The sequence below is a fragment of the Xenorhabdus sp. IM139775 genome (genome assembly GCF_028598745.1).
Classification (GTDB): domain Bacteria; phylum Pseudomonadota; class Gammaproteobacteria; order Enterobacterales; family Enterobacteriaceae; genus Xenorhabdus.
Map to the genome: position 1 here is coordinate 1 of NZ_JAQRFK010000185.1, position 1,400 is coordinate 1,400.

Sequence of the window (1,400 nt, forward strand, 5' to 3'; positions counted from 1 at the left end):
TATAAGGATGGGGTATTATCTAAAAATACAAATGAAGCTGGTGCCAGAGGCATTGGTTACAATTTGATTAAAAATCCTGACTCTGCCTTCAATAAAGAAATTCTAAAAGCTAGAAGTGAACAAAAAGTTAAAGGGAAATGGGGTAAACCCAAAAAATGTTCTCAGCAACTGGGCTAATAAAAATGAATCTAAATGATCTCTATGTATATAAGTTGAAAAGGCTGTTCAACAAAAGGGCTAATCCGATAGATAATGATACAGTGTTATTTGAACAAGGTGATGACGAATTAAATGAGATTCTTTCACTAAAGATAGAAGATAATTCTGATTTTAGTCTTCATAGATGGTATGAATGTTTAAACGAAAAAAAGATACCATGTGATATTCATTGTTATCAACCTTATGATCCTTTCAATGGTTTTCTTCGCGTATTACCAAATATTTTTTCGATAAATAACAATGACTATTATCAGGGGAAAAATCTTTTTATAAGTTATTTTGTTCATCAACTGAAAAACATTGGTAGCATAGATGCGATAAATGATTTAGATCAGTATAAAAGCGATTTCATTAATTACCTCTTTTATGAGCTAGGGTTTGGTCAGGGCGCGAGCATACTTTGATTAATATTTGAACTTAAAATGTCACTCTTGTTCTTTAATTCTTTAGTTTTCTATAAAAGTCTAAAGAATTGCCTGTGTGATTAAATTTCACTCGATAAAAACACTATTAAAACCGAATATTAAGAGATAATCATCTTCAAAACGCAGCTAAAATAGTGTGCTCGCGCCCTGGGGTTTGGTGACAACTTTGATAAGCATTTTGTTGTTGAAAATGATGTTCTTTATTTTGTCTGTGATAAAAATGACGGAGGGGTTCAGAGGGAGGAAGTAATGCATATGTTATCTTCCATGCATGATTTGGCTAAGAAATATGTAAAAAAAGGACAGGAAGAAACACTAGTAAAAATTAATGAATTCCATTGTGATACAATTAATTTTTTAATTTTTCATGATGAAGGTTATTATCTTCCTTTTGAAGATTATAATATGGATTACACTTATCCTGATTTCTTTATTAATAAGTACTCTGAGGATCGGAGTGAAGTTTTTAAAGTAATAAAGGATTGTGTTTCTTCTGAGCAAGAGCATGTGAATGTTTTTGTTTCAAAAATAATTTTAATGAATTACATATATTATGTATTGAAAAATAAACCGGAAGAAATTTTATGCTTAAAAACGTTCTGTGGTAAATCAAATGATTTGTTTCTTGATATCCTTTCATTTATTTTAAAAATGAGATTCTATGTTAGAAAAGAGCATTTTAAAGGACTGCATCTTGGTTATTATTTTTCAAGAATAGAAATATAAAATAGTTGGTTCGAATAATAAGTACATTAT

At 29.4% G+C, this 1,400-nt stretch carries 2 protein-coding genes; both read left to right on the forward strand.

The genetic code is table 11. The features are described from left to right. Window positions 1-182 precede the first annotated feature (182 nt). The gene (locus tag PSI17_RS16840) at window positions 183-623 is read left to right on the forward strand and encodes a hypothetical protein (protein WP_273553055.1); all 441 of its coding nucleotides are present in this window, start codon (window positions 183-185) and stop codon (window positions 621-623) included. A 270-nt stretch (window positions 624-893) separates the two neighbouring features. After that, the gene (locus PSI17_RS16845) at window positions 894-1,370 is read left to right on the forward strand and encodes a hypothetical protein (RefSeq protein WP_273553056.1); all 477 of its coding nucleotides are present in this window, start codon (window positions 894-896) and stop codon (window positions 1,368-1,370) included. Window positions 1,371-1,400: the final 30 nt, after the last annotated feature.

What these genes read in the sequence shown, in the direction of transcription:
- PSI17_RS16840 (WP_273553055.1), top strand. Translation starts at nt 183, where the DNA reads ATGAATCTAAATGATCTCTATGTATATAAGTTGAAAAGGCTGTTCAAC.
- PSI17_RS16845 (WP_273553056.1), top strand. Translation starts at nt 894, where the DNA reads ATGCATATGTTATCTTCCATGCATGATTTGGCTAAGAAATATGTAAAA.